Raw genomic sequence first — 26,427 nt, 5'->3', positions numbered from 1 at the left:
GGTACTGCCCGCCGGCCGCCACCAAGCGGCTCCGGCCGGCCGTGCCCCGCTGCCGTCCAGATTCTCAAGGAAAGGCCACCCTGTCATGAACCTCGATTCCGTCGTCTCCCGCGCATTTGCCATGCCGCTGACCAGTCCGGCGTTCCCGCTGGGACCGTACCGCTTCGTCGAGCGCGAGTATTTCATCATCACCTACCGCACCGATCCCGACCGGCTGCGCGAGGTGGTCCCGGAGCCGCTGACCCCCACGCAGCCACTGGTGCACTACGAGTTCATCCGGATGCCCGATTCGACGGGCTTTGGCGACTACACCGAGAGCGGCCAGGTGATCCCGGTCGAGTTCGAGGGGCAAGCCGGCAGCTACACGCTCGCCATGTATCTCGACAACCATCCGCCGATCGCCGGCGGCCGCGAACTATGGGGCTTCCCCAAGAAGCTGGCCAGCCCGACGCTGCACACGCACATCGACACCCTGGTGGGCACGCTGGACTACGGGCCGGTGCGGGTTGCGATGGGGACCATGGGTTACAAGCACAAGACGCTCGACGCCCAGGAGCAGGCCAGGATGCTGGCCAAGCCGAACTTCCTGCTCAAGATCATTCCGCACGTGAACGGCTCGCCGCGCATCTGCGAGCTGGTGCGCTACTACCTCAGCGACATCCGGATGCGCGGCGCGTGGAGCGGCCCGGCCTCGCTGCAGCTGGCGCCGCACGCGCTGGCGCCGGTCGCCGATCTGCCAGTCCTTGAGGTCGTCGAGGCACGGCATCTGGTCGCCGACCTCACCCTCGATCTGGGGGAGGTCGTTTACGACTACCTGGCGAAATGAGCCGCTGGCATTTTTCTTCTTTCCCCTTTTCTTCCACAGGAGGTGAATCATGAACAATCTGAATGGCAAGGTCGCCATCGTCACGGGCGCAGCGAGCGGCATCGGCAAGGAGATTGCCTTCACCTTGGCCAAGGCCGGCGCTACGGTCGCCATTGCCGACCTCGACCTGGCCCATGCGAACGCCGTGGCCGACGACATCGTGCGCCAGGGCGGCAAGGCGCTGGGCGTGGCGATGGATGTCACCAGCGAGGACGCCGTCAACGCGGGGGTGGACCGGGTCGCCGAGAAGTTCGGCACGATCGATATCCTGGTCTCCAACGCCGGCATCCAGATCGTCAATCCGATCGAGAGCTACGCGTTTGCCGATTGGAAGAAGATGCAGGCCATCCATCTGGACGGTGCGTTCCTGACCACCAAGGCCTCCCTCAAGCACATGTACAAGGACGATCGCGGCGGCGTCGTCATCTACATGGGGTCGGTGCATTCGCATGAAGCCTCGTCGCTCAAGTCCGCTTACGTGACGGCCAAGCACGGGCTGCTGGGCCTGGCCCGCGTGCTCGCCAAGGAAGGCGCCGCGCACAACGTGCGCTCGCACGTGGTCTGTCCGGGGTTCGTGAAGACCCCGCTCGTGGAAAAGCAGATCCCGGAGCAGGCGAAGGAACTGGGCATCAGCGAGGCCGAGGTGGTTCGCAACGTGATGCTGGGGCAGACGGTGGACGGCGTCTTCACCACCGTCGAGGACGTGGCGCAAACGGTGCTGTTCCTCTCCGCGTTCCCGAGCGCGGCACTGACGGGGCAGTCCTTCATCGTGAGCCACGGCTGGTTCATGCAATAACGAGCCGCCGGCATCAGCGGCCTTGGCCCGAATGCGGCATTACCCAGTGACACTGCATGGCATCCCAACAAATCGACTTCCTTCTGATCGGCGGCGGCCTGGCCAGTGCCCAGGCGGCGCAGACATTGCGCCAGGAAGGCTCCACGGGCTCGATCCTGATCCTCTCGGCCGAGTCGAGCCTGCCCTACCATCGGCCTTTCCTGTCCAAGGCGTACCTGATCGGCACGGCGGACGAAGCACGCATTCTGGTCCACCCGGATTCGTTCTATCGTGACCAGCGGATCGACGTGGCGCTGGAGACCCGGGCCGTGGCGGTTGATACCGCAGGGCAGTGGGTTGAGACATCGACCGGATCGCGGATCCACTACGGCAAGCTCCTGGTTGCGACCGGAACCTCCGCGCGGCGCCTGGGCGTGACGGGAGCCTCGCTCGGCGGAATTCACACGCTGAGGACGCGGGGCGATGCCGAAGCCATTCGACAGGCCGCCGCGAGCGCCAAGCGGGTGGTGATCGTGGGTGGCGGCTTCCTTGGCATGGAGGTCGCCGTCACGCTGCGCGAACTCGGCCTGGACGTCGCCGTCATCGAAACCGGAAGCCGGATCCTCAAGCATCTGGAATCGCCGCTGCTCTCGGACTTCGTCCAAAGCCGTGCAGAGCAGGACCGCGCAGTTTCGATCATGGTCAACCAATCGGTGGCCGCGTTCCGCGGAAGAGGCAAAGTCAACGAAGTGGAGCTTGCCAGCGGAGCCAAGATCCCTTGCGACATGGTCGTCGTGAGCATTGGCGTGGAACCGGCTACGCAGTTCCTCGAGGGCAGCGGTATCAAGCTCGAAGATGGCTTCGTCGCGGTCGACGAGCGGTTGCAGGCCAGCGTCCCGAACGTCTTTGCAGCGGGCGACGTGGCGAGCTTCCTCGACCCGGTGTTCTCGCGCCGACGACACGTCGAGCACTGGGACAACGCGATAAAGCAGGGACAGCTCGCCGCCCGCAACATGCTGGGGCGCAGGCGACGCTACGACACCGTCTCCTACTTTTTCTGCGAGGTTGGCGATATCGGTTTCAACGTCCTGGGCGACCCCACGGGCACTGACGAAAGCATCTGCCAGGGGGCGCTGGACGGGCGCTCGTTCTCCCTGATCTATCTGAGCCAGGACATCCCGCGCGCCGTGTTCACCCTTGGCCGCACGGCCGATGAGGTTCGCGCCGCCGAGAGCCTGATCCGCTATCGCACCAACCTGCGCAAGGAGAAACACCGACTGAAGGAGCCCGCCTTCGCGCTCAACACGCTGCCGATGCAGAACGTGCTGATCCTGCAAGGTGGAGGTGCACTGGGCGCCTTCGAGTGCGGCGTGGTCAAGGCGCTGGAGGAACGCCGAATCTTCCCCGACATCGTCGCCGGCATCTCGATCGGCGCCTTCAACGGCGCAATCGTCGCCAGCCACCCGGATCGTGCGACCGAGGCACTGGAATCGTTCTGGGCGGATCTCAAGGTCGCATCGCTGCCAGGCCTCACCGAGCAGGCGCGGCGTGCAGTCACGGCCGCGCAGATCATCGGATTCGGCGTTGAGAAGTTCTTCCGGCCGCGCTGGATCCCTTCATTCGACGCAGCATGGGATCCGCCGTGGAACTGGACCGGCCTCTACGACACCGCGCCCATGCGGCGGCTGCTGGAGAAGTACGTGGACTTCCCGGCGCTCAAGCACAGCCCGGTGCGCCTGCTCGTGAGTGCAGTCAACGTGCTGAACGCGGAGTTGGAGACCTTCGACAGCTATGTCGATGATTTCACCCCCGAGCACATCCTTGCCAGTGGCAGCCTGCCGCCCGGTTTCTCCTGGACCTATGTGGACGGCCAGCCGTACTGGGACGGCGGCGTCGTGAGCAATTCCCCGCTCGACTTGGTGATCGACCGCTGCGGGCCGGATGGCAAGCGCGTCTTCATGGTCGATCTGTTTTCCAATCAGAAGGAACTGCCGAGCAACATCACCGAGGTCCTGGCACGGCGCGACGAAGTCGTCTATGCCCAGCGCGTGCGCAGCGACCTGCGCATCCGTGAACAAGCCGACGCCTACCGCGCCCTGATCGCCAACCTGATGCAGGAGTTCGAGCCAGGGCAGCAGGACAAGATCAAGCGGATACCTCTCTATATCCAGCTCATGGGCAACGGCGTGGCCACGCAGGTCACCCGCTTCACTCGCAGGCCGCCGCCGAACGAACCGTCCTCGCGTGACTATGACTTTTCCGATGTCGCCATCCGCAGCAACCGAGAGCAAGGCTACACACTTGCTCAAGCCATCTTGGCATCGTGCGATCCGGCTGGAGGAGAAGGATCATCGTAAGCGCGCAGCGAACCCGCAAACAGCCAATTCGAACGATCCACAGCGATCGGCCGGATCTGGTTTTCCGCTCGGTTGTGTCAGCGCCTGCCAGTGCTTCAGTTCCGCGTCTTGCTGCGCTCCAGGGCTAGCCGCTTCTCTGCGCTCGCTTGTAACTCATCAAGCTGTTCGCGGAAGCCCTTGGGATCGACAGGGGATTTGCATCGTCTGGCAGGTGGCTAAGCGCGGGACGCTGCGAGCAGTATCTTGGTCGTGAGCTGCAGATGGTCGCGCATCAGTGCAACGGCACGATCGGCGTCGCGCGCCAGGACTGCCTCCATCAGTTCCCGATGCTCCTTGTCGACGTTGCGCTTGGTCTTGGCCAGCGACACGGAAAGGCGCCGGTAGCGCTGGGATTGCTGAAAGAGCTGCGTTCGCAAGCGCATGAGCCACGGGCTGTCACCTCCGCTGACCAGCGCCTCGTGGAAGTCGGCATGGCGCTGCAGCCACTCATCGCCCACATGTGCCGGGTGGCCGGGCGCGGCCTCGGGCGTTCTGGAAAGGCTGTGATACGCCGCCACAAGGTTGGACTCCCACCGCAGGCTGCCCACCTCGATCGCGCGGCGCAGGCACAACGCCTCGATCTCGATCCTTGTCCGATACAGGTCGCGCAGTTCGTCTTCGGAGATGGAGGCGACCCGAAAGCCGCGCTGCGGCTCGGCGACCACCAGCCCTTCCGAGGTAAGCCGTGACAGTGCCTCTCGCACGGCCCCAAGGCTGACGCCCAATGCCCCGCACAGCTCACTGATGTTCAGTCGCTCGTCGGGCTCGAGCCGGCAGGCCAGCAGATCGCCCTTCAAGCGTTCGTACGCGGACTGGGTCAGGCTGGATTTCGGCTGCGGGATGGCGGACATGGGGCAATCATAAACGGTGAATAGACCAGGCATTGAAGAGTGCATGATGGCAATATCAATACATTTATAGTTTAATAATATATTGGCTTGCGCCGGGACGCCGCGGCGGGGAGGCTGCAGTCACGCATCCGTTGACGGATGTGCAGCTTGACGCGCCCATACCAAACCCTCCGAAGTACCTGGCCATCGGTATGAACCATCTACGAGGCTCATATTGTTCTTGCGCGACCAGACCGGCATGTTGCGTGGCGCGGGGACTAGCTGCGGGCGGATATCGGAAAGCTCCCGTCGCGCGCAATCCGCCTGTAGGCTTATTGCATCGATCCGCGAACCAGACACGCGCAGACAGTCCATGAAAGATCCAACTACCGTGGGCGCTGTGACCAGTGCCGCCGCCCTTGTCGTGCTTTCGGTCTGGAAGTCTCGCCTACTGCGTTGGCTTGCTCTCTGCGCGGCTGCTGCGGCGCTCGCGTGGGCCCTTTGGAGCGAGGCATCTGTACTCACTCCTCGATCAATGTGGGCTGAGCGACATGGCAGGCAGCAATGAGTTGTAGTCAGTCAGGACAGGGGCCGGCCACCGCACCGAGAACCGGGCCACTCCCACACTACCCGGCTTGCGGGTCCGCACCGGACGGTTCGAAAAGCTGAGCTCAGCACACGTGGGGACGTCCCAAAAGGACAGCGCGGTGATGGCGCACGCCTCGGCCTTCAGTGACTTGCTGGAAGCCACGTCGATTGCAATGGCGCTGAGGGGGCGATGCAGGGCAACCAGCGCCGCTCGCGAGGAACACGAATATGAAGCTCGCCTTCAAAATAATCCAAGAAAAATCGCAATTCGTTCGTCCAGTCTTTTTCACAATGCCGGGGTCGCCGCATACATCGTGCGGGCCTTCGAGTAGTCAATCAGGAGACGAGATGTCAATCAAAAGCAGCTGGGAGAATTCCCTGCCGACGAGCTTCAGCATGCAGCGCCGCCTGTTCCTTCAAGCCGCTGCGGCCGCGGCCGCCATTCCGGCCGCAAGCGCCTTCGGGCAAGGCGCGCAGTTGGAGGTCGCAAAGTTCATCACTGGTTTCGCCGCGGGCGGAACCTCGGACACGTTGTGCCGACGTCTCGCCGCTCGCATGACCGGCAGCTATGCCAAGACTGTTGTGGTCGACAACCGGACGGGCGCCGGAGGGCAAATTGCTATCCAGGTGATCAAGACCTTGCCGGCAGACGGCTCGGCCATCCTTCAAACCCCGATGTCGATGCTCGGAATCTATCCGCACATCTACAAGAAGCTGCCGTATGACCCGTTGAAGGACCTCGCCCCCGTATCGCTTGGATGTGTCTTTGATTTTGGCTTCGCAGTCGGACCGGCCGTACCCAACTCCGTCAACACGGTCCCGGAGTTCCTGGCCTGGGTGAAGTCATCCAAGAACAATTCCTTCGGCTCCCCGGCGGCCGGTTCGGTGCCGCACTTCATCGGCGTGCTACTTGGACGTTCCGCTGGAGTCGACATGACCCATGTTCCTTACCGCGGAACTCAGACCGCGATTCTTGACTTGATCGGCGGACAGATCCCCGCCGTTTCCGGACCCGTCGGGGACTTCCTGCCTCACCTGGCGGCTGGAAAGTGCCGCTTGCTTGCAACGAGCGGATCCACTCGCAATCGCTTCGCTCCCACTGTAGCAACGTTCATGGAGCAGGGGCTCAAGGACATGGCATTCTCCGAGTGGTTTGGCCTGTTCCTGCCCGCCGGGGCGTCGCGGGAGGTCGTACAGCGTGCAAACGCGGCGCTGCGCCCAGCCCTGGCCAGCCCCGAAATCGTCGAAGGACTCGGCGTGATGGGATTGCAGGCCGCATCCTCGACGCCTGAAGAGCTGGCAGGTCGGTTGAAGGCAGACTACGAGCGTTGGGGCCCAATCGTCAAATCCATCGGGTTCACGGCAGAGTCATGAAACGCAATGACTTGATCGACGCCTTGGCAAAGGGCCTCGGTTCCGCATCAGTTCTTACGGGAGAACGGCTGGAGCTTCGCCAGACGCGGGACTGGAGCGATGCGGGCGCAGCCCAGCCGCTTGCGCTCTTGTTGCCGCGCACCACCGGGGAAGTGGCTGAAGCCCTGCGCATTTGCAGTGAGCACGGTTGTTCTGTAGCTGTCCAAGGCGGCCTCACGGGCCTTGCAGGTGGCGCGAATCCGCTGGACGGCGAGGTCGCCCTGTCCCTTAGCCGACTCGACCGCATCGAGGAAGTCGATGCAGTGGCAGGCATTGCCGTCGTACAGGCGGGGGTGACCCTGGAGCGCCTGCAGCAGGCCTGCGCCGAGCATGGCTGGACCTTTCCGCTTGACCTCGGCGCCCGCGGCTCCTGCCAAGTGGGCGGGAACGCCGCAACCAACGCCGGCGGCAATCGGGTGCTGCGCTATGGAATGATGCGCAACCTGATCCTCGGCCTCGAGGTGGTACTGGCGGATGGGACAGTTCTCACGATGCTGGACCGCGTCATCAAGAACAACGCTGGCTTCGACCTCAAGCAGCTGTTCATCGGAAGCGAAGGGTCCTTGGGGGTCATCACACGCCTCTCACTGATGCTGGCGCCCGAGCCAGCGCAGCGATGCACCGTGCTTTGCGGCATGCAGAGTTTCGACGACGCGCTTGAGTTGCTGAGAAGCTCAAAGTCCTCCCTGCAAGGTCTTAGCGCTTTCGAAGTCATGTGGGCCAGCTACTTCGATGCGAGCATGGAGGCTCAAGGCAAGACCTCTCCACTCGCTGCCCGCTACCCCGTTTACACGTTGGTGGAATCCGTAGCCGGTGCGGGAATGGCCGCAAATGAGTCGATGGAAGCGTTCCTGGAGCAGGCGATCGAATCCGGCCTGGTAGCCGACGCTGTGGTGGCCCAGACCGGAACTCAACAGGACGATCTTTGGGCCATCCGCGAGGGGGTGAGCGAACTCCTGGCTGTGGCCAAACCATGCGCCGCGTTCGATGTAAGTGTCGCGATTACTCGCATGGATGAACTTGTGCATCGGTTGGAAGACCAGCTGAAGCGCGAGTTTCCCGGCCAGAAGCACCTCTTCTTCGGACATCTTGGCGACGGCAACTTGCACCTGATCAGCGGTCCTTATCCGGATCCGAAACACTTGGAACGCGCCGAGGAGCTGGTTTATGGCTGCGTCGGCCTTTTCCAGGGCAGCATTTCAGCCGAGCACGGCATCGGTGTCGTAAAGCGTGACTTCTTGCATCACAGCAGGGCGCAAGCGGAGATTGACCTCATGCGCAGACTGAAAGTGATGCTGGATCCGCAGGGCACTTTGAATCCGGGACGCGTTTTTCCACTGAGCGCAGGTGTCGCCTGATCAGTGGGGCCAAGCATCCGTGCTCATAGAGAAAGAGAAATCCATGACCTATCAAGACAGCAATCCAATGGGCCTGTGCGGCTTCGAGTTCGTTGAGTTCGCTTCTCCTGTACCGAACGTACTGGAACCGCTATTCGAAAAGATGGGCTTCGCGAAGGTAGCGACGCACCGCTCGAAAGACGTTGCTCTGTATCGGCAAGGCGATATCAATTTCATCGTCAACCGGGAGCCGAACAGTCCTGCGGCCTATTTCTCCGCCGAGCACGGACCCTCCGCCTGCGGCTTGGCCTTCCGTGTGAAGGACTCGCACAAGGCGTACGCACGTGCTCTGGAACTGGGCGCCCAGCCCATGGAGATGGTGACCGGCCCAATGGAGCTCCGCCTGCCGGCCATCAAGGGCATCGGCGGCGCGCCGCTTTACCTGATTGACCGCTTCGAGGACGGCAAGTCCATCTACGACATTGATTTCGAGTGGCTGCCGGGGGTAGAGCGCCACCCCAAGGGCGTGGGCCTCAGAGTGGTCGATCACCTGACGCACAACGTCTATCGAGGCCGGATGTCCCACTGGGCAGAGTTCTATGAACGCCTGTTCAATTTCCGTGAGATCAAGTACTTCGACATCAAGGGCGAATACACGGGGCTGACCTCCAAGGCCATGACGGCGCCGGACGGCATGATCAGAATTCCGTTGAACGAGGAGGCTGGAAAAACGTCCGGCCAGATCGAGGAATTTCTTATGAAGTTCAGTGGTGAAGGCATCCAGCACGTCGCGCTGCTGACTGACAACTTGATCGAGACGGTGGACGCGCTGCAAATGGCGGGCGTACCCCTCATGACATCTCCGAACGACATCTACTATGAGATGCTCGAGGAGCGGTTGCCCGGGCACGAGCAGCCAGTGCCGGAGCTCCAGGCGCGAGGAATCCTGCTGGACGGGACGACTGCGGGAGGCTCCAAGCGCTTGTTGCTGCAGATCTTTTCAGAGACGTTACTAGGCCCCGTCTTCTTCGAATTCATACAGCGCAAGGGCGACGACGGCTTTGGAAACGGCAACTTCAAGGCTCTCTTCGAGTCCCTCGAGCGCGATCAGATTCGCCGGGGCGTACTCCAGGTCGACCATTCCGAACACTAGACGTCGGGCGAACTTGCTCGGCATGGAAGTCCCTGGATTCTTTCGCAGTAGCGCTTCTCCGACCCTGTCCCCGGGTTAACCCGGGCTTGATCGTCCACCGTTCTGTATACGATCCTTGCATACCAGCTTGAGTATCAAGCTCGGACTCTCGCAGCCGGCACTACGCCAAGGAGACACTCGATGGAAATCCGCAACCCGTCCCCAGGCCTCTATAACGAGGACTTGGCACCCGCGAAAGAGCGCAACTGGGGCGCGTTCAGCCTCTTCAACGTCTGGACCTCGGACGTGCACAGTCTTTGGGGCTACTACCTGGCGGCCAGCTTGTTCCTGCTGTGCGGCAGCTTCACCAACTTCCTCTTGGCCATCGGACTGAGTTCGCTGGTGATCTTCTTCCTGATGAACCTCATCGGCTATGCCGGCGAGAAGACTGGTGTGCCGTACCCGGTGCTGGCTCGGGCCTCGTTTGGCATATGGGGCGCCAACCTGGCTGCCATGGTGCGCGCAGTGGTGGCTTGCTTTTGGTACGGTGCTCAGACCGCGGCCGCTTCCGGCGCCGTAGTGGCATTGTTGGTGCGCAACGAGAGCATCCTGGAGTTTCACAAGACGGTGCACTTCCTCGGACACTCGGGGCTGGAAGTGATCTGCTACGTGATCATCTGGGCGTTGCAACTGCTGATCATTCAGAAGGGAATGGAGACCGTACGCAAGTTTCAGGATTGGGCCGGCCCTGCGGTCTGGGTGGCCATGTTGGTGCTGGCCATCGGCCTGTGCATCAAGGCCGGCGGCTTCAGCTTCGACCATGGCATTCCCATGTCTGTGCTGCTCGACAAGACGAAGGATGCCGGCGTCAGCGGTGAACCCGGTTCCTTCTGGGCGCTGATGGCGGTCGGCGCGACCTGGATCACCTACTTCGCGGCGCTGTACCTGAACTTCTGCGACTTCTCGCGCTACGCCAAGAACAAGGACGCGGTGAAGAAGGGCAACCTCTGGGGCCTGCCCGTCAATCTGGTTGCCTTTTCGTTGGTGGCAGGCGTCACTACCATCGCTGCCTACAAGGTGTACGGCGAGGTGCTACTGCACCCTGAACAGATCTCCGCCAAGTTCGACAGTTGGGTGCTTGCGCTGATCGCCGCGCTCACCTTCGCGGTGGCCACCCTGGGTATCAACGTTGTGGCGAACTTCGTCTCCGCGGCGTTCGACATCTCCAACGTCTTCCCCAGGACGATTGACTTCAAGAAGGGTGGCTACATTGCGGCCGCCATTGCGCTGGTGCTCTACCCCTTCGCGCCCTGGGAAGGAAATGCCGCGCACTTCGTCAACGCCATCGGTGCGACCATGGGTCCGTTGTTGGGCATCATCTTGGTTGACTACTATCTGGTGGCGAAGGGTCGCATCAATGTCGCAGCACTGTACGACGAGCACGGCGAGTACCGCTACGAGGGTGGCTGGAACCTCAATGCACTGGTGGCCGTGGGTGTTGGCAGCGTGTTTTCCACCTTCCTGCCCAACTTCACCAGCCTGTTGCCGTCTTGGTGGAATACCTATGGCTGGTTCATCGGTGTAGTGGTGGGCGGTCTCGTTTACCTGGCGATGGAGGCGCTTCGCCCGCGCGTCGTGGCGGCGCCGGCTGGCGTCTCAGTCAATGGCTAGCACCGATTTTCAAGATGATCGCGGAGCCCTTTCGCACGCCGCGATGCTGGAAGCCCGATGAGCGCCAACGCGACCATTGTCGATCGTGTGATGCGTTCCATCCTCGCGCGCAAGCTGCGCCCTGGCGAACGGCTTGGCGAGAAGGAACTGGCCGAGCTGTTCTGCGTCAGTCGCACACTGGTGCGCGAGGCGCTGCTGCAGCTTCAGGCCCGCGGGTTCGTCGAAGTGCGCCCGCGCCTTGGCTGGTACGTGGCGGAGCCTTCCTTCGAGGAGGCGCGCGAGACCTACGCAGCGCGCCGCGTCCTGGAGCCGGGCATGCTGCGCGACGCTGGCGTGCCACTGCAATCGGTCATCCGGGGGCTGCGCCAGCACGTGGCACAGGAACGAGCCGTCATCGCCAAGTCCAGCAATGCTGGCGAACGCAGCGTGCTACTGGCCGAGTTCCACGTCTGCCTGGCACAAGCGCTGGGCAACCGCCTCCTGACGCAGATGATGGAAGATCTCTCGGCCCGAACCACGTTGGTGTCGGCCCTGTACCAGTCTCAGACCGAGGCGCAGCACAGCAACGAAGACCATGCCGCCATCGTCGACGCCCTGGCCGAAGGTGACATGCTCGGCGCCGAGCGGCTGATGCGCGCGCACATAGACTCTCTGGCCAATCGGTTGGACGAAACCCTTGCCCATTCCGGCCGATCGAGCGATCGGCTGAAGGCGGCGCTGACGCCTCTGCGGGTAATGCACGGCGCAAAACGCTGAGGGAGGAAGTCTCCCGTGCTGGCCGTGGCGCATGCGCACTTGGTTCAGGCAATTGCGCAGGAAACACATGCCGCGGCTCCGGCGTTTTGAGAACTGGTGGCTCTCAATCAAGCCAAGAAGTCTTCGGGCAGTGGCGGCGACCATTGAGCCAGCCGCTCGGGGGCAAAGTGTTCGTGGCTGCGGAGGTAGTCCTCATTCACCAAGTCCCCATCGGTCCAGTGCTCGACCTTGAAGCCGAACGGATCGCGCCAGTAGTCGAAGACCTGGCTGCCGTGAATGTGACGCCCGATGCCCCAAGAGTGCCTGTATTGCTTATTGCGCAGGTGCTCGTTCCCGACCACGAGATCATCCCAGTCAAGGACTTCGAAAGCACTGTGGTCGAAGCCGCTCAGGGGGCTCTCCAGGAGTGCAATGGTGTGATGGTCCGAATAGCGCTTGCCGAGGCCAGCGTGCATGAAGGCCGCGACTGTGTGATCCGGCTCGCCGACGAAGTAGCTGTCAGAGATCTGGAAGCCGAGTAGTCGTGCGTAGAAGTCATAGCTGGTGTTGAAGCTCGGCACACGCAGAACCACATGACCGAGGCGCAGCACGTGAGAGGGTCCCGGGTCGAGCCGAACCGTGCGACCGCGCCGACCCCGAGACGGCCCGAAGTTGGTGGATAGAGGTGGCCGCGCGGGCAGTGGCCGCTGCTCCTCCGATCCCCAAAGTACGTCCACGCTGTAGCCGGCCGGGTCTGCGAAGGTGACCCGATACCCTCCGCCGGGTTCAGGGTTGTCCTCAACTCGGGCGCCGAGCTCGGCGGCGAGCTTGTGAAGGTCGTCCTTGTTCTGGGCCTTCAGCCCAAAGCCAAGGCAGGCGGGCGTCTCGCCCCGTTGGGTGACGTGGACGAACGATTGCACTCCGACGCCTCGCATGTAGAGCACGTCGTCCTTGCGCAATGCCGTCGTCAAGCCGAAGTCGGTGAGAAAGGTCTGCGCAAGGTCCAGGTCGGGCGCCTGGTAGCGCACGTAGGCAATGTCTTCAACGGCAATCATGGCTGACCTCCGGGATCGAATTGCTGTAGGGCGAGCCGCGCGGGGATGGCGGCGCGTTGCTGCCAGTTTGGTGTTGCGATCGCATGTTGTGTCTCCTATGACATTCTTGGCAACAGATCGCCGTCCGTTGATGTGCGTGGCTGTCTGTCTCGTCCTTGATCGCATCCGCTCCGATAGGAGCGCTGAGCGATGTTGTTGACTCAATATTATCTATTCGACATAGAAAAATATATTATGGTTTACGCGATGATGCTGCCTTCTTCGATGGGCGTTTGATTCAGGTGTGCAAATCGCGCGCGGGCCCCTCGCTCGTTCCCCACCGGGGCGCGGGACTGCTGCCGCGGCCGAATCGCTGGCAGATCGGCGAGGGAGGCTTGCCCATCGGCATGACCAGCCGCGTTGGACTGGACCAAGGCGGAAGTTCGTAACGCTGCCGCCCGCCCCGGGGGGGGCCGTCTGGCAGGTGGCTAAGCGCGGGACGCTGCGAGCAGTATCTTGGTCGTGAGCTGCAGATGGTCGCGCATCAGTGCAACGGCACGATCGGCGTCGCGCGCCAGGACTGCCTCCATCAGTTCCCGATGCTCCTTGTCGACGTTGCGCTTGGTCTTGGCCAGCGACACGGAAAGGCGCCGGTAGCGCTGGGATTGCTGAAAGAGCTGCGTTCGCAAGCGCATGAGCCACGGGCTGTCACCTCCGCTGACCAGCGCCTCGTGGAAGTCGGCATGGCGCTGCAGCCACTCATCGCCCACATGTGCCGGGTGGCCGGGCGCGGCCTCGGGCGTTCTGGAAAGGCTGTGATACGCCGCCACAAGGTTGGACTCCCACCGCAGGCTGCCCACCTCGATCGCGCGGCGCAGGCACAACGCCTCGATCTCGATCCTTGTCCGATACAGGTCGCGCAGTTCGTCTTCGGAGATGGAGGCGACCCGAAAGCCGCGCTGCGGCTCGGCGACCACCAGCCCTTCCGAGGTAAGCCGTGACAGTGCCTCTCGCACGGCCCCAAGGCTGACGCCCAATGCCCCGCACAGCTCACTGATGTTCAGTCGCTCGTCGGGCTCGAGCCGGCAGGCCAGCAGATCGCCCTTCAGGCGTTCGTACGCGGACTGGGTCAGGCTGGATTTCGGCTGCGGGATGGCGGACATGGGGCAATCATAGACAGAAAATAGACGGTGTCTTCACTAATTGATAATGGTATTCCCTATGTATTCTGACTAATAAAATATATTTATTATTCGAGGCGTCCGCAGGACGTGTCATGAGTCGGCACGGAACGTGCCGGGGCGCGCATCGCACCAAACCTATCAAGGGACCTTTATGAAGCTTGTCACCTTCCGCTGTCGCGGCGTTCAATCGATCGGAAAGCTCGTCGGCAACCAAGTCATCGACCTGCCGGCCAGTGATTCGCTCATTCCGCGGACCATGCTCGAGTTGCTGCAATCCGGCCCTGCCGTGATGGCCCGCGCCCGTGCGATCGTGCTGGAGGCTGCAGTCACGTATCCGTTGGCGGACGTGCAGCTTGACGCGCCCATACCAAACCCTTCGAAGTACTTGGCGATCGGCATGAACTATCGCAAACACGTCGAGGAGGCGCTGGCAGCCGGCATCAAGGTGCCTGACAGCCAAGTCTGGTTCAACAAGCAGGTGTCGTGTGTCACCGGGCCATTCGACCATGTGCATCTGCCGATTGCTTCCGACAAGCTCGACTACGAGGCCGAACTCGGCGTTGTGATCGGCCGTCGCTGCCGGCACGTGTCGGCGGCCGATGCTCCCGCCATGGTCGCGGGCTATCTGGTCTGCAACGATGTGTCCGTACGCGACTGGCAGATGCGCTCACCGACCATGATGCTCGGCAAGTCTTTCAACACCCATGGCCCCATCGGGCCATGGATCGTGACCGCCGATGAGATCGCAGATCCGCATGGCCTGAGCATGCGCATGCTGGTCAACGGCGAGCTACGACAGGAGGTCCGGACGGACGAGATGATCTACGACGTGTGGGATCAGATCGCGTATCTCTCCACGGTGATGACGCTTGAGCCGGGCGACGTGCTGGCCACGGGCACACCGTCAGGAGTCGGCGGTGCCATGAAGCCGCCCAAATTCCTCCGGGTGGGCGACGTGATGCGCGTTGAGATCGACGGCGTTGGGCACATCGAGAACGTGGTCGTAGCCGAGCCGACCTGAGTGCTCGCTGCAGACTTCGTTGAACCCGCAATCAAAGTAGTCCCCAGATGAGGAAAGTCATCATCACCTGCGCGGTGACCGGTTCGGTCCACCCGCCCAGCATGTTTCCCTGCCTTCCGGTGACACCGGAGGACATCGTCCGCGAGGCCATTGCGGCGGCCGAGGAGGGGGCCGCGATCCTTCACCCGTACGCACGTGATCCCGAGGACGGCCGACCGGGCGCTAGCACGTTCAACTTTACTGACGGCCATGAATAGCGACAACGATCTGGTATTGCTTTCGATCGACCAGGGGATTGCCCGGATCCGGTTCAACCGGCCTGGCGCCTTGAACGCGATCAATGCATCGCTGGCGCGGCAGTGGCGCGAGGCAGCGAGGCACGTCGGAACCCGCGCCGACGTGCGGGTTGTCGTGCTGGCCGGGGAGGGCAGGGCGTTCATGGCAGGCGGTGATCTTCAAGCCTTTCATGCCGACCCCTCCCGCGCCGGCGCGACGGCGCGGGACATCATCGACCCGCTGAACGATGGCCTGGCCGCGCTGGCGGAGGGCGATGCGCCCGTCATCGCCAGCGTGCACGGGGCTGTCGCCGGCGCTGGTATGAGCATCGCCCTCGGGGCGGACCTGGTCATAGCCTCCGAAGACGCGAAGTTCAACATGGCCTACGCGCTCATAGGGGCCAGCTTGGACGCTGGTGGGTCGTGGTTCCTTCCGCGGATCGTCGGATTGCAGCGGGCGATGGCCATTGCCTTGCTGTCGGAGCCCCTTTCGGCGGCAAAGGCGCTCGAGGAAGGGCTTGTTCACCGCGTCGCAGCGGCCGATCGGCTGGCTGCCGAGACCGACGTCCTGGCCAGGCGCCTGGCGGAGGGACCGACCGGCGCCTATGGACGTATCCGACGGCTGCTTCGTGAGGGCCTGCAAAGGAATCTTGCAGATCAACTGAGAGCCGAGCGCGACGCCTTCGTGCAGGGCGCCGGGATGCCGGAGTTTGGCGAAGGCGTCGACGCGTTCCTGAACAAGAGGGCACCGGTCTATCTCGGACGCTAGCTCCCAAACCGCCGCGCGGTTCGGAAACATCAATCAAAGGAGAGTACCAATGCTCACCAAGGACATTTACATCGTCGGCGCAGCGCGCACTGCGATCGGTACGTACGGGGGCGCGTTGAAGGATATCCCTCTGGCTCAACTCGCCGTGACCGTCGTGCGCGAGGCAATCAGGCGCAGCGCCGTGGAGGCGGACCGAGTCGGACACGTCGTGATGGGCAATGTCATCCCCACGGAGCCTGGCGACGCGTACCTTTCCCGGGTCGCTGCAGTCAATGCGGGGATCCCGGTCGAGGTGCCGGCATTCAACGTCAACCGTCTGTGCGGCTCCGGGCTCCAGGCCATCATATCGGCGGCGCAGTCGCTGCTGCTGGGTGAAGCCGAGGTGGCAGTAGGCGCGGGAGCAGAGTCGATGAGCCGGGGGCCTTACGTGCTTCCGAATATGCGCTGGGGCGCCCGCATGGGGGACGCGCAGGCGATCGACTACATGCTCGGCATTCTTCATGACCCCTTCCAGAAGATCCACATGGGGATCACCGCCGAGAACGTCGCCGCACGCGAAGGCATAACCCGCGACATGCAGGACGCACTTGCGCTGGAGAGCCAACGGCGCGCGGGTGTTGCCGTGGCCGAGGGGCGCTTCGGTTCACAAATAGTTCCCGTCGAGATCGCCACAAAGCGGGGAGTTCGCCTGTTCGACGTGGACGAGCATGTTCGCGCCGAGGTCACTTCGGAACAGTTGTCCAAGATGAAGCCCGCTTTCAAGCCAGATGGGACAGTGACGGCAGGCAATGCTTCCGGGCTGAACGATGGTGCAGGCGCAGTGGTGCTGGCCACCGCCGCGGCAACACGCTCAGCAGGGCTGAAGCCGCTGGCGCGCCTGGTGAGCTATGCCCACGCGGGGGTCGAGCCTGCTTTCATGGGCCTCGGCCCTGTGCCGGCAACGCGGCTGGCCCTGGAGAGGGCGGGGTTGCGCACCACCGACCTGGATGTCATCGAGTCCAACGAGGCCTTTGCGGCGCAGGCATGCGCTGTGACGCGAGCACTCGACCTTGACCCAGCCAAAGTCAATCCCAATGGCTCAGGCATTTCGTTGGGGCACCCGGTAGGCGCCACCGGTGCAATCATCACGATCAAGGCAGTCCATGAACTATGGAGAACTGGAGGTCGCTACGCGCTGGCGACCATGTGTATCGGTGGCGGCCAGGGCATTGCTGCCGTGTTCGAAAGGGCCTGATGCCCCCTGGGCAGCAATTGGCCGTTCAGGTTTGCAACGTTGAGGAGACAAACATGCTTCAAGTACCCGTAGTCATCGCCGGTGGTGGGCCCGTCGGATTGACCTTATCGCTGGAACTCGCGCGATATGGGATCGAGTCGCTGGTTGCCGAGCGAAATCCGACAACGACCAAGCATCCGAAGATGGACATCACCAACGGCCGCTCGATGGAGCTGTTCCGGCGAATCGGCATTGCGGACAAGCTTCGATCGGTCGGGGTTTCGGCGTCGAGCCCATTCACGGTCACTTGGATCACTGATTTCAACAGCGGTCACGAGCTTCACCGCTTCCACTACCTGTCAGCCGAGGACGAATTCTGGCGCCGACGTACCGTCAACGACGGCTCTCTCACGCTGGAGGCGCCCTTGCGGATCAGTCAGATCGTGGTCGAACCCGTTCTGAAGCAAAGTGCCGAGGCCTGCGACATGGTCGATGTGCGCTTTGGCTGGCGCCTGGAGTCGTTTGTCCAGGACGCGGATGGCGTGACCTCGGCGCTCAAGAACACGGCGACGGGCGAGAACATGTCCGTTCGATCGAAGTATCTGATCGGGTGCGATGGTGGGACCAGCACGGTACGCACCCAGCTCGGGATCGAGAATGACGGAACTGCCAACGTAGCCCGCCTCTACATGGTTCACTTCCGTTCCAAGGCACGTGATCTGCTGCATCGATTTGGCGTTGCTTGGCATTATCAGAATGGCAAGGGTTTGATCATCGCGCAGGACGACAAGGAGTACTGGACGCTTCACACGTTCCTGCCCCCGGGCATCGACGAGAGTCAACTCGACCCGCGTGCGATGGTCGAGCAGTGGGTCGGTTGCAAATTCGACTTCGAGGTACTGGTGGCGAACCCGTGGTCCGCGCACTACCTGGTTGCTCAGTCGTATCGGAACGGCCGGGTCATGTTGGCTGGGGACGCCTGCCATCAGTTCTGTCCCACCGGCGGCTACGGGATGAACACCGGCATTGCCGATGCTGCAAACCTGGGCTGGAAACTCGCGGCCATCTTGAAAGGTTGGGGCGGCGACACGTTGCTCGAGTCCTACGGAGTCGAACGCCAACCCATTGCGAAACTATCGTGGGCGACTTCCGAGTCCCACCTGGCCGTGCGCATGGCCATGATGCAGATTTACGATCAGGCGGGCGACCTCGGCGGAGACTCGCCCGAAGCGAGTGCCAAGCGTGTCGCGGTAGGCCGCCAGATTGCTGACCAAGGCAACGCAGAGAACGAGGGTTGGGGGACGGAGCACGGCTACTGCTACGCCACATCCCCGATCGTTGCGTCGGAGCCCGGCGCGCCGCCGCCTCTCGAGCCAACGGTCTACGTGCCGACAACGCGGCCGGGAAGTCGTCTGCCGCATGTCTTCCTCAGTGACGGGACGGCGGTCTACGATCACCTGGGCGAATGGTTCTCGTTGATCGTCCTGAACGGAAGCGACACGACGGCCATGGAGGATGCCGCTCGCGGGCTGGGCGTGCCGATGAAGGTCGTGCGCATTGACGCAGCGAACGTCAGAGCAATCTACGAAGCAGATATTGTTCTCGTGCGACCGGACCAGCACGTGGCGTGGCGCGGCGAAAAGCTGCCGACGGATCTCGGCAAGCTCCTGTCGCGCGTGGCCGGCCGACAAGGCTAGAGCGCTGTATCCAGGCGAGGTCGGGCGACGATGCGGCTTTGCCGGTTCGTCAACGTTCTCGCTTTCGAGGATGCCGCGGGCGTGAGTGATGGTGGTCGCAATACCGTTCTATGGCGCAGACCCTAGATCGACAGTGCGCATTTCTTTTGCACTTTGCGCCAGCGCCTCCAGCGTAGCCGCGTTGTCGAGGCTCGCTTCATTCGCCTGACCAATGGCCTTGTGGTCACGTTCTGCAATGAGCTTTGCGAAGGCCTCCACCGCGAAGCGGAAGCCGCTCCCACTTTCGTCAGAGCGGATATCCTCGAAGGGGCCTGCGCCGCGGCGTATGCGCATTTCGTTGGGGCGATAGCCAAACGGATCGTCGGCACTACCCGTGTGGTTCAGGTATTCGGTGGTGATTACGCCTTGCGTGCCTACGATGTGGGCCAGTCTATGGTTGGCCGCGTCCATCGCACATGTCAGCTGGGCCCGGGCTCCGCCAGCATAGTAGAGCGTCGCGGCGACGCTCATGTCAACGCCGGTCTCGCTCCATGAGGCCACCGCCTGGACGCTCTGCGGTGCAGAACCCATGAGCAGTCGGATGAGGCTCAGGGGGTAGCACCCCGCGTCGAGCAACGCGCCTCCACCAAGTTCTGGCTTCATCCTGATGTTGCCTTTTGGATCCGACAGCGTAAAACCAAAACTCGCCTGGATGGAGCGCACTGTTCCGATCGCGTCTTTGCGCACCAGATCGAGCAAGGCACTCGTATGCGGCTGGAAGTAATAGGGATACGCCTCCAGCAAGATGACTCCGTGTCGCTTTGCGGCGTCCAACATGGCTCGCGCATCCTTGAGGCTCAATGCCATCGGCTTTTCACATAGCACGTGCTTGCCCGCTTCGGCCGCCTTGATGGTCCATCCGGCATGCATGGTGTTGGGGAGTGGAATGTAGACCGCATCAATCTCGCTGTCACACAGCAGTGCCTCATAGCTGCCATGGTGGCGGTCGATGCCTTGGGCGGACGCAATGGCTCTCGCCCTATCTGCATTGCGGCTTGCGACGGCGTTGATGCTCGCCTGCTGGCTCGGGGCCACATCGCGGGCGAATTGCTTTGCGATGCTTGCGCAACCCAGGATCCCGATGCGCAACGGTGAAATGCTTTGTGAAGTGGTGCTCATTTCTTGGGCCTCAATAGTGAGTCTGCTCCGGTCATCGCTGGCTGGCGGACCGCAAGAGGTTAGTGGTTCTGTCGGGGCTGTGTTTGGGCCACGCCGCGGTACTTGACCGCCAGCTCCATGCACGCGCCCGACTCGAGTTGTCCGACGGTCGCGCGATAGACCTCCTGCCACGGCGTCTGGCTCGGCCGGATCGCCGGCAGCCCTTCGCTCTTGCGGCGCGCGATCTCCTCGTCGGACACCAGCGCGTTGCATTGCCCGGCGTTCAGGTCGATGCGGATGACATCGCCCGTGCGCAGCCACGCCAGCCCGCCGCCGATGGCGCTCTCGGGTGAGGCGTTGAGGATCGACGGACTGTCCGAGGTCCCCGACTGCCGCCCGTCTCCCAAGGTGGGAAGACTGGTGATCCCGCGCTTGAGCAGCGCATCCGGCGGCTGCATGTTCACGACCTCCGCGGACCCCGGCCAGCCGACGGGCCCTGCACCGCGTATCACGAGGATGCAGTTCTCGTCGATGGCGAGCGCGGGGTCGTTGATGCGTGCGTGATAGTCGTCGGAATCCTCGAAGACGATTGCCCGGCACTCGAATCGTCCCTCCGAACCCGGACGGCTCAGGTAGCGCTCGCGAAACTCCGCCGAGATCACGCTCGTCTTCAGGATCGCGAAGTCGAACAGGTTGCCGCTCAACACGAGGAAGCCGGCGCGATCCTTGAGGGGGTGCGCGAATTCGCGGATCACCTCGCGGTTCACGCTTTGCCGGCCTTGGAGGTTCTCTTCCATCGTCTTGCCGGTGACGGTGGGCCGCGCGCTGCGAAGCAAGCCCGTCTGCTGGAGTTCCCACATCACGGCCGGCACGCCGCCCGCGCGATGGAAGGCCTCGCCCAGGTACTTGCCGGCCGGTTGCATGTTCAGCAGCAGCGGCACATCGAAGCCGAACTCGGTCCAGTCGCTCGGACGCAAGTCCACGCCCGCATGACGCGCCATGGCCATGAGATGCGGCTGCGCGTTGGTGGAGCCGCCGATCGCGGCGTTGACGACGATCGCGTCGAGGAATGCGTCGCGCGTGAGGATCGACGAGGGCCGCCGGTCCTCGCAGGCCAGCTCGACGATGCGGCGACCGGTTTCGTAGGCGATCTGCCCGCGTTCCCGGTAGGGCGCGGGAATCGCGGCGCAGCCCGTCAACGACAGGCCCAGCGCCTCCGCGAGGGCGTTCATGGTCGAGGCCGTTCCCATGGTGTTGCAGTGCCCCACCGAAGGCGCCGACGCGGTGGCGATGTCCATGAACTTGGCTTCGTCGATCCGGCCCGCCGCGAGAAGCCGCCGGCTCTTCCAGATCGCGGCCCCGGAGCCGACGAGTTCGCCTTCGAACCAGCCGTCCAGCATCGGGCCGCCGGACAGCACGATGGCGGGGATGTCCACCGTCGCCGCCGCCATGACCTGCGAGGGCGTCGACTTGTCGCAGCCCGTCGTCAGCACGACGGCGTCGATCGGGTAGCCGTGCAGGATCTCGACCAGCGCCATGTAGGCCAGGTTGCGGTCGATGGCCGCGGTCGGCCGCCGGCAGTTCTCGAAGGTCGGGTGCACGGGGAATTCCATCGGAATGCCGCCGGCGTCGCGGATGCCGTCGCGCACGCGCTTCGCCAGTTCCAGATGGACGCGGTTGCACGGATTGAGGTCGCTTCCGGATTGCGCGATCCCGATGATGGGTTTGCCGGAGCGCAGTTCCGCCGGCGTGATGCCGTAGTTCATGAAGCGCTCCAGATAGAGCGCCGTCATGTCGATGTGGTCGGGGTTGGCGAACCAGTCCTGCGATCGGAACCGGCGGGCGGTGCGGGTGGCTTCGGTCATGCGCCGTACCAGCCTGCGTCCACGAAGTACTCGCGCCCGGAGCATCGGGCCGCATCGTCCGATGCGAGAAAGAGCGCCATCTCCGCGACATGCGCGGGATCGATGCGTTGCTGCAGGCACTGCGCGGCCACCACCTTCGCCTCGCTTTCGGGTGTTTGCCACAGCTGCATCTGGCGCGGCGTGCGCACCGCACCCGGAACGATGCAGTTGACGCGGATGTTGAACTTGCCCAGGTCACGCGCGAGGCCCCGGGTCAGCCCCTCGATTCCCGCCTTGGCGGTCATGTAGAGCGACAGCTCGGGCAGTGCGAGGTGCCAGGAGATCGAGCCAAGGTTCAGGATTACCCCTTGACCCATTGCCCGCATGCCGCCGGCAACGGCCTGTGCGCAAAAGAACTGGTGCCGCAGGTTGACGGCAATCCGAGCGTCCCAGTAGTGTGGCGTCACGCGATCGACTTCATGGCGATCGTCGTTTGCTGCATTGTTGACGAGGATATTCACCGGGCCGCCCGATGCCTCGATCGCGGCGAACGTGGCGTGAATCTCGCCGATGTCGGTCAGATCGCAGCGGTGAAAGACGGGTGGGTGCGCGACGTCACTGAGTCTCGATTCGAGAGATCGTGCGTCAGCCTCGGCGATGTCCAGAAAATGCACCTTGGCGTTCTGCCGAACGAACGACTCGACCATGGCTGCGCCGATGCCCGATCCTCCACCCGTGACGACGACTCGCCTGCCGGCGAGGCTCGGATAGATTGCAGACAACATCTATTGCTCCTTGTGCTTGGCTTCTTGCGCTGTTTGATTCAACTCAGGAGTCGTGGGGGGCTCAGGCCGACCGGGATCTTTCAGTCGATGAGGCTGAGATGCCGCGCGAGGCCAGATTCCGATAGAGTGCCCGGACGCCGAACGTCCACGGAGGAATCCGGTCGCAGCGCTGGACACGATTGATCAGCGAACCGAGCGACGGTGTGGAGATGGTCACGCGGTCGCCCAGCCGATGCGTGAACCCTTCCCCTGGAGCGCCTCTGTCCTTGATGGGGGAGAACATCGTGCCAAGGAAAAGCAGGAATCCGTCCGGGTACTGGTGATGGCTACCGCACGTCTGCGCCACCAGATCCTCAGGGTCGCGGCTGATCTCCGCCATGTGGCTGGTTCCTTCGAGCCTGAACCCGTCCTCGTCCCCTTCGATGACCAGACCGACAGTGGCTTGGCGGATTGTGTCGAGCGTGAAGTTCTCGTCGAACAGTCGTACGAAGGGGCCAATGGCGCACGAGCCATTGTTGTCTTTCGCCTTGCCCAGGAGGAGTGCGCTTCGGCCCTCGATGTCGCGAAGATTGACATCGTTGCCCAGCGTGGCGCCGACGATCTGCGAGCGGCTGTTGACGGCCAGCACGATCTCGGGCTCGGGGTTGTTCCACGACGAGCCGGGGTGCAATCCGACGTCCGCGCCGAATCCGACCGCCGACATGGGCTGCGCTTTGGTGAACACTTCGGCGTCGGGGCCGATGCCGACCTCCATGTACTGCGACCACGTGCCCTGGCGGATGAGCTCGCGCTTGAGCGCTTCCGCTTCGGGCGAGCCGGGCCGGATGGCCGAGAGGTCCGATCCGATCGTGCGCTGCATGTCGGACCGGATCTGCTCGGCGCTTCGTGCATCGCCGCCGGCCTGTTCCTCGATGACGCGCTCCAAGAGGCTCACGGCAAATGTGACGCCGCAAGCCTTGATCGCCTGAAGATCGCAGGGCGCCAATATCCTTTGGGCGCCGACTTCATTCGAACCGTGTGCGGCCCTGGCCAGCAAGTCGCCGACGTCGCCCAAGGGCTCGCCAGGGCAGGTCCGCACGAAGTCGAGAAGGTCATCCCGCTCCAGAAGATCACTCAGTGTCGGAGCCGCGGCGGTGATGTCCAATACCTGCCCTGCGCGGATCAGCACCACACAGGGGCCATTGACCGGAGCTTCACGCCAGATGCGGCCTACCAGCAAGGCGCGTGAAACGTCAACGGGGAGAAATGAAGGAACGGAAGTCTGTTGCATGTGGATACCTGCGACGAATTGACGTGTGTCGATAGATGGCGAGGCTGTGGACGCCCGCCTGGGCCCTGTTCACGCGGGACGCACCTCGCAATGGCTTTCCATCCGCCAGTCACGCGGGAGAGTACGCGTCGCCCCGGTCACCTCGATCTCGGCGCGTGCACGGATGTCGGCGCTCGAGGCACCGACCGCGAGATCGAACATGCCGGGCTCGACGACGCGTTGCCCGGACATGCCGGTGAAGCAAAGCATGTCGACCGGCACGCGGAACGTCACACGGGCAGCCTCGCCGCTGCCCAGTTCCAGGCGTTGAAACGCTTTCAGCTCCGACAGGGGACGCACCACGCTTGCCACCCGATCCCGCACATACAGCTGCGGTACTTCGACTCCGCGCCGGCTGCCCGTGTTCGCGACTTCGAAGCTGAGCACGATCTCGCCATCCATGGGCACACTTGCGCTCTCCACTTCGAGCTTGCGGTACTCGAAGTTCGTGTACGACATGCCGTGGCCAAACGGGTAGTGGCTGCCGAAGTGGAAGGCAATCGGCGTTCCACCGCTCTTGAGCTTGTGGTTGTAGCTGTACGGCATCGCGCCGGCGCTCAGGGGTACCGAGACCGTGAGTCGGCCCGAGGGCTCTGCCTGCCCGGCAAGGACTTGAGCGATCGCATTGCCCGCCTGCTGGCCGCCCGCAAAGGCCATCACATAGGCGGCAAGCCGCTCTTCCAGGCCGCCAAGGTTGTACGGTCGCCCGCTGGTCAAAACCACAACAGTCGGCGTTCCAGTGTCGACCACGGCTTGGAGAAGTTCTTGCTGTACGCCCGGAAGGTCCAGCGAGTCCGTGTCGGAGCCCTCGCCAATGGTGCCGGTCTGGAACAGGCCTGCGAGGTCGCCTAGGCATACGATCGCCACATCGGCCGCGCGGGCAGCTTGTACTGCGTCCGCGATCTCGTCGGTGCGGTGCGAGAGCGGTGATGCCGGCCGTACGGCTTCCTTCGTGACATCGCCCGGGAACACGGGCGCGCCCTTGCGGCGCACCTCGATGATCTGGCAACCTCGCGCGTATCGCACGCGCTCTTCTCCAAAGACCTCCTGCAGGGCCTGCAAGGGCGTCACGATGTGCCGGGTGTCCTCGGCCTGGTTGTGCAACACGACGTGGGCGGGATAGCTGTAGCCGCTGAGTTGGGCCAGTGGGTCCGCCGCAGTCGGCCCGATCACCGCAAGGCGCGGTTTCGCCGTGGGATCGAGTGGCAGTACTGCGCCGCGATTGTCGAGCACGGTGATCGACTGGCGTGCCGCCTCCAGCGCCGTGGCAATCGCGGCCGGTGTCCGCAGTGCTGGCGGTGTTGCACCGTCTTCGAACGTCTTCTCGAATAGCCCGAGCCGGAATTTCTCGGTCAGCACACGTGCGACGATTCGATCGATGGTCGCCATCGTGATCAGGCCGCGCTCAAGCGCTTGTGCGAGGTGTTGCGCGCAATCGTCGCTCGGCAGTTCGATGTCCAGGCCGGCATTGAAAGCCAGCGCGGCTGCTTCGGTCGCATCGGCGGCAACCCCATGGTGTTGGTACAGCAGGCTGGCGCCGACATAGTCGGCCACCACCAGGCCGTCGAAGCCCCACTGTTCGCGCAGCACTTCGGTCAGCAGGTGATGCGAAGCGTGCACCGGCTCGCCATCGATGTCGTGGTAGGCCGGCATCACCGAACCGGCGTTTGCCTGCTTGACCGCCATTTCGAACGGCAGCAGGAAAATGTCGTTCAGTTCGCGCCAGCCCACGTGCACCGGGGCGTGGTTGCGGCCGCCTTCGCTGAACGAATGGCCGACGTAGTGCTTCAGGGTCGCCAGCAGGTCGCGCTTGGGGCCTTGCAGCCCTCGCACATACCGCGTCGCCAAGACACCGACAAGGTACGGGTCCTCGCCGAAGGTCTCTTCGGTACGGCCCCAGCGCACGTCACGCGAAACATCAAGTACCGGCGCCAAGCCCTGCTGGCAGCCGAGTTCGCGGCATTCAAAGCCGATCTGTTCGCCCACCTTCTGAACGAGTTCCGGGTTCCAGGTAGCGCTCAGCCCCAGTGGCGACGGAAACAGGGTGCCATCGCGAGTCATCATCCCCGTCAGGCATTCCTCGTGCGACAACGCCGGGATGCCAAGTCGCGTCTCGTTGCGCAAGAAGCGCTGCAGCTTGTTGAGCGCGCGCAACCCGCTAGCGGCCTCGACGCTGCGCGTGCCGAGCGGCCGGGTGATCTGACCGAAGCCATTGGCCAGGCGCCGTTGCACCGACTCGGGGTCGCTGGCCCCGATGAATGCCTCACCGGGTCGCACGCGATGTTCGCCACTTTCGGCCAGGATCAGCCAGAAGGCGTGCATTTGAGCAATCTTTTCTTCCAGCGTCATGCGGCTGAGCAGGTCGCTGACCCGCTCGGAGACGGGTACGGATGGGTCTTTGTAAGGAGCGTTCATGA

Annotated in this window: 21 protein-coding genes and 2 pseudogenes; 14 read left to right on the top strand and 9 right to left on the bottom strand. The window is 63.2% G+C overall.

Annotated elements, in window-relative coordinates:
• The first annotated feature begins 85 nt into the window (after positions 1-85).
• Genes VAR608DRAFT_RS04910 through VAR608DRAFT_RS04900 form a run of 3 tightly spaced genes read left to right on the top strand, consistent with a single transcriptional unit; the run spans position 86 to position 3,997 of the window.
• Entirely contained in the window at positions 86-826 is a 741-nt protein-coding gene (locus VAR608DRAFT_RS04910) for an acetoacetate decarboxylase (RefSeq protein WP_088953042.1), read from the top strand.
• A 49-nt stretch (positions 827-875) separates the two neighbouring features.
• The gene (locus VAR608DRAFT_RS04905) at positions 876-1,661 is read left to right on the top strand and encodes a 3-hydroxybutyrate dehydrogenase (protein WP_088953041.1); all 786 of its coding nucleotides are present in this window, start codon (positions 876-878) and stop codon (positions 1,659-1,661) included.
• A gap of 56 nt (positions 1,662-1,717) precedes the next feature.
• Positions 1,718-3,997, top strand: a complete 2,280-nt coding sequence (locus VAR608DRAFT_RS04900) for an FAD-dependent oxidoreductase (RefSeq protein ID WP_088953040.1) — start codon at positions 1,718-1,720, stop codon at positions 3,995-3,997.
• Here VAR608DRAFT_RS04900 and VAR608DRAFT_RS36750 read toward each other — a convergent pair.
• Together VAR608DRAFT_RS36750 and VAR608DRAFT_RS04895 are read right to left on the bottom strand one after the other, a co-directional pair.
• Positions 3,997-4,074 (bottom strand): annotated as a pseudogene (locus tag VAR608DRAFT_RS36750) (IS66 family transposase); the annotation flags it as partial. The gene VAR608DRAFT_RS04900 and the pseudogene VAR608DRAFT_RS36750 overlap by 1 nt on opposite strands.
• A gap of 138 nt (positions 4,075-4,212) precedes the next feature.
• The gene (locus VAR608DRAFT_RS04895; protein ID WP_088953034.1) at positions 4,213-4,887 is read right to left on the bottom strand and encodes a GntR family transcriptional regulator; all 675 of its coding nucleotides are present in this window, start codon (positions 4,885-4,887) and stop codon (positions 4,213-4,215) included.
• A gap of 686 nt (positions 4,888-5,573) precedes the next feature.
• Here VAR608DRAFT_RS04895 and VAR608DRAFT_RS37800 point away from each other — a divergent pair.
• The 6 genes from VAR608DRAFT_RS37800 (at position 5,574) to VAR608DRAFT_RS04870 (ending at position 11,763) form a co-directional block, all read left to right on the top strand.
• Positions 5,574-5,786: a hypothetical protein gene (locus VAR608DRAFT_RS37800; RefSeq protein ID WP_157730642.1), complete on the top strand. Its 213-nt coding sequence runs from the start codon at positions 5,574-5,576 to the stop codon at positions 5,784-5,786.
• A gap of 16 nt (positions 5,787-5,802) precedes the next feature.
• Entirely contained in the window at positions 5,803-6,828 is a 1,026-nt protein-coding gene (locus VAR608DRAFT_RS04890) for a Bug family tripartite tricarboxylate transporter substrate binding protein (RefSeq protein ID WP_231973238.1), read from the top strand.
• Entirely contained in the window at positions 6,825-8,225 is a 1,401-nt protein-coding gene (locus VAR608DRAFT_RS04885; RefSeq protein ID WP_088953039.1) for an FAD-binding oxidoreductase, read from the top strand. The genes VAR608DRAFT_RS04890 and VAR608DRAFT_RS04885 overlap by 4 nt, the downstream gene beginning before the upstream one ends.
• A 43-nt stretch (positions 8,226-8,268) precedes the next feature.
• The gene (hppD, locus tag VAR608DRAFT_RS04880) at positions 8,269-9,357 is read left to right on the top strand and encodes a 4-hydroxyphenylpyruvate dioxygenase (protein ID WP_088953038.1); all 1,089 of its coding nucleotides are present in this window, start codon (positions 8,269-8,271) and stop codon (positions 9,355-9,357) included.
• 180 nt (positions 9,358-9,537) lie between these two features.
• Positions 9,538-11,007, top strand: a complete 1,470-nt coding sequence (locus VAR608DRAFT_RS04875) for an NCS1 family nucleobase:cation symporter-1 (protein WP_088953037.1) — start codon at positions 9,538-9,540, stop codon at positions 11,005-11,007.
• A gap of 57 nt (positions 11,008-11,064) precedes the next feature.
• Positions 11,065-11,763 (top strand): GntR family transcriptional regulator, encoded by a 699-nt coding sequence (locus VAR608DRAFT_RS04870; protein ID WP_088953036.1) that lies wholly within the window; start codon positions 11,065-11,067, stop codon positions 11,761-11,763.
• 107 nt (positions 11,764-11,870) lie between these two features.
• On the opposite strand, the gene VAR608DRAFT_RS04865 is transcribed toward VAR608DRAFT_RS04870, so the two are convergent.
• On the bottom strand, positions 11,871-12,797 hold the full coding sequence (locus VAR608DRAFT_RS04865) for a VOC family protein (protein WP_088953035.1): 927 nt from the start codon (positions 12,795-12,797) through the stop codon (positions 11,871-11,873).
• 467 nt (positions 12,798-13,264) lie between these two features.
• Positions 13,265-13,939 carry a GntR family transcriptional regulator gene (locus VAR608DRAFT_RS04860; RefSeq protein WP_088953034.1) on the bottom strand — a complete coding sequence of 225 codons (675 nt, stop codon included), beginning with the start codon at positions 13,937-13,939 and terminating at the stop codon, positions 13,265-13,267.
• 172 nt (positions 13,940-14,111) lie between these two features.
• Here VAR608DRAFT_RS04860 and VAR608DRAFT_RS04855 point away from each other — a divergent pair, with 172 nt between their 5' ends.
• From VAR608DRAFT_RS04855 to VAR608DRAFT_RS04835, 5 genes and pseudogenes are all read left to right on the top strand, one after another.
• Positions 14,112-14,981: a fumarylacetoacetate hydrolase family protein gene (locus VAR608DRAFT_RS04855; protein WP_088953033.1), complete on the top strand. Its 870-nt coding sequence runs from the start codon at positions 14,112-14,114 to the stop codon at positions 14,979-14,981.
• A 47-nt stretch (positions 14,982-15,028) separates the two neighbouring features.
• Positions 15,029-15,199 (top strand): annotated as a pseudogene (locus VAR608DRAFT_RS04850) (3-keto-5-aminohexanoate cleavage protein); the annotation flags it as partial.
• A gap of 31 nt (positions 15,200-15,230) precedes the next feature.
• Positions 15,231-16,025 (top strand): enoyl-CoA hydratase/isomerase family protein, encoded by a 795-nt coding sequence (locus VAR608DRAFT_RS04845; RefSeq protein ID WP_088953031.1) that lies wholly within the window; start codon positions 15,231-15,233, stop codon positions 16,023-16,025.
• Between the two features lie 49 nt (positions 16,026-16,074).
• A complete protein-coding gene (locus VAR608DRAFT_RS04840) occupies positions 16,075-17,259 on the top strand; it encodes an acetyl-CoA C-acyltransferase family protein (RefSeq protein WP_088953030.1) in 1,185 nt (394 codons plus the stop codon).
• A 53-nt stretch (positions 17,260-17,312) separates the two neighbouring features.
• On the top strand, positions 17,313-18,935 hold the full coding sequence (locus VAR608DRAFT_RS04835) for an FAD-dependent monooxygenase (RefSeq protein WP_088958606.1): 1,623 nt from the start codon (positions 17,313-17,315) through the stop codon (positions 18,933-18,935).
• A gap of 108 nt (positions 18,936-19,043) precedes the next feature.
• On the opposite strand, the gene VAR608DRAFT_RS04830 is transcribed toward VAR608DRAFT_RS04835, so the two are convergent.
• The 5 genes from VAR608DRAFT_RS04830 to VAR608DRAFT_RS04810 form a co-directional block, all read right to left on the bottom strand.
• On the bottom strand, positions 19,044-20,093 hold the full coding sequence (locus tag VAR608DRAFT_RS04830; protein WP_088953029.1) for a Gfo/Idh/MocA family protein: 1,050 nt from the start codon (positions 20,091-20,093) through the stop codon (positions 19,044-19,046).
• Positions 20,094-20,152: 59 nt separating this feature from the next.
• Positions 20,153-21,937, bottom strand: coding sequence for an IlvD/Edd family dehydratase (locus tag VAR608DRAFT_RS04825; RefSeq protein WP_088953028.1), 1,785 nt, complete (start codon positions 21,935-21,937; stop codon positions 20,153-20,155).
• Positions 21,934-22,701 carry an SDR family NAD(P)-dependent oxidoreductase gene (locus tag VAR608DRAFT_RS04820; protein ID WP_088953027.1) on the bottom strand — a complete coding sequence of 256 codons (768 nt, stop codon included), beginning with the start codon at positions 22,699-22,701 and terminating at the stop codon, positions 21,934-21,936. The genes VAR608DRAFT_RS04825 and VAR608DRAFT_RS04820 overlap by 4 nt, the downstream gene beginning before the upstream one ends.
• A gap of 61 nt (positions 22,702-22,762) precedes the next feature.
• Positions 22,763-23,971: a fumarylacetoacetate hydrolase family protein gene (locus VAR608DRAFT_RS04815; RefSeq protein WP_088953026.1), complete on the bottom strand. Its 1,209-nt coding sequence runs from the start codon at positions 23,969-23,971 to the stop codon at positions 22,763-22,765.
• Positions 23,972-24,040: 69 nt separating this feature from the next.
• Positions 24,041-26,425, bottom strand: coding sequence for a beta-glucosidase family protein (locus VAR608DRAFT_RS04810; RefSeq protein WP_088953025.1), 2,385 nt, complete (start codon positions 26,423-26,425; stop codon positions 24,041-24,043).
• Between the last annotated feature and the right edge of the window lie 2 nt (positions 26,426-26,427).

The sequence above is a fragment of the Variovorax sp. HW608 genome (genome assembly GCF_900090195.1).
Classification (GTDB): Bacteria; Pseudomonadota; Gammaproteobacteria; order Burkholderiales; family Burkholderiaceae_C; genus Variovorax.
The sequence above is the reverse complement of the archived record's forward strand: the minus strand, read 5'-3'. Positions and strand labels throughout refer to the sequence as shown.

Bases quoted from the DNA above. Each gene is read 5' to 3' on its own strand.
- VAR608DRAFT_RS04865 (WP_088953035.1), bottom strand. From the start codon at position 12,797: ATGATTGCCGTTGAAGACATTGCCTACGTGCGCTACCAGGCGCCCGAC.
- VAR608DRAFT_RS04875 (WP_088953037.1), top strand. From the start codon at position 9,538: ATGGAAATCCGCAACCCGTCCCCAGGCCTCTATAACGAGGACTTGGCA.
- VAR608DRAFT_RS04835 (WP_088958606.1), top strand. From the start codon at position 17,313: ATGCTTCAAGTACCCGTAGTCATCGCCGGTGGTGGGCCCGTCGGATTG.
- VAR608DRAFT_RS04885 (WP_088953039.1), top strand. From the start codon at position 6,825: ATGAAACGCAATGACTTGATCGACGCCTTGGCAAAGGGCCTCGGTTCC.
- VAR608DRAFT_RS04900 (WP_088953040.1), top strand. From the start codon at position 1,718: ATGGCATCCCAACAAATCGACTTCCTTCTGATCGGCGGCGGCCTGGCC.
- VAR608DRAFT_RS04860 (WP_088953034.1), bottom strand. From the start codon at position 13,939: ATGTCCGCCATCCCGCAGCCGAAATCCAGCCTGACCCAGTCCGCGTAC.
- VAR608DRAFT_RS04905 (WP_088953041.1), top strand. From the start codon at position 876: ATGAACAATCTGAATGGCAAGGTCGCCATCGTCACGGGCGCAGCGAGC.
- VAR608DRAFT_RS04870 (WP_088953036.1), top strand. From the start codon at position 11,065: ATGAGCGCCAACGCGACCATTGTCGATCGTGTGATGCGTTCCATCCTC.
- VAR608DRAFT_RS04830 (WP_088953029.1), bottom strand. From the start codon at position 20,093: ATGAGCACCACTTCACAAAGCATTTCACCGTTGCGCATCGGGATCCTG.
- VAR608DRAFT_RS04890 (WP_231973238.1), top strand. From the start codon at position 5,803: ATGTCAATCAAAAGCAGCTGGGAGAATTCCCTGCCGACGAGCTTCAGC.
- VAR608DRAFT_RS04815 (WP_088953026.1), bottom strand. From the start codon at position 23,971: ATGCAACAGACTTCCGTTCCTTCATTTCTCCCCGTTGACGTTTCACGC.
- hppD (WP_088953038.1), top strand. From the start codon at position 8,269: ATGACCTATCAAGACAGCAATCCAATGGGCCTGTGCGGCTTCGAGTTC.
- VAR608DRAFT_RS04820 (WP_088953027.1), bottom strand. From the start codon at position 22,701: ATGTTGTCTGCAATCTATCCGAGCCTCGCCGGCAGGCGAGTCGTCGTC.
- VAR608DRAFT_RS04895 (WP_088953034.1), bottom strand. From the start codon at position 4,887: ATGTCCGCCATCCCGCAGCCGAAATCCAGCCTGACCCAGTCCGCGTAC.
- VAR608DRAFT_RS04845 (WP_088953031.1), top strand. From the start codon at position 15,231: ATGAATAGCGACAACGATCTGGTATTGCTTTCGATCGACCAGGGGATT.
- VAR608DRAFT_RS04910 (WP_088953042.1), top strand. From the start codon at position 86: ATGAACCTCGATTCCGTCGTCTCCCGCGCATTTGCCATGCCGCTGACC.
- VAR608DRAFT_RS04825 (WP_088953028.1), bottom strand. From the start codon at position 21,937: ATGACCGAAGCCACCCGCACCGCCCGCCGGTTCCGATCGCAGGACTGG.
- VAR608DRAFT_RS04840 (WP_088953030.1), top strand. From the start codon at position 16,075: ATGCTCACCAAGGACATTTACATCGTCGGCGCAGCGCGCACTGCGATC.
- VAR608DRAFT_RS04855 (WP_088953033.1), top strand. From the start codon at position 14,112: ATGAAGCTTGTCACCTTCCGCTGTCGCGGCGTTCAATCGATCGGAAAG.
- VAR608DRAFT_RS04810 (WP_088953025.1), bottom strand. From the start codon at position 26,425: ATGAACGCTCCTTACAAAGACCCATCCGTACCCGTCTCCGAGCGGGTC.